Source organism: Aeromonas sp. sif0611 (assembly GCF_019218845.1).
GTDB classification, from domain to species: domain Bacteria; phylum Pseudomonadota; class Gammaproteobacteria; order Enterobacterales; family Aeromonadaceae; genus Aeromonas; species Aeromonas media.
On record NZ_JAHUWU010000087.1, the window covers coordinates 1 to 205 of the forward strand.

Annotated in this window: 1 protein-coding gene; it reads left to right on the forward strand. The window is 66.8% G+C overall.

Annotated features, from left to right (window positions below; genetic code table 11):
- The coding region (locus KW824_RS20895; protein WP_218410921.1) for a VCBS domain-containing protein at nucleotides 1-205 on the forward strand (205 nt) is incomplete at both ends.

A 205-nucleotide genomic window follows, 5' to 3' on the forward strand; every position in this document is an offset into this window, starting at 1 on the left:
TCACCATCACCATCACCGGCGTCAACGACTCTGCCGTGATCGGCGGCACTGACAGCGGTGCGGTCACCGAAGATGAGGCCAAGCCGACTCTGACCGAGACCGGCACCCTGAGCGTCACCGACGTGGATGGGGTCGACGAAGCCAAGTTCCTGGCCGGCAACGGCACCCCGAGTGCGGGCGCGCTGGGTAGCCTCGCCATCACCGA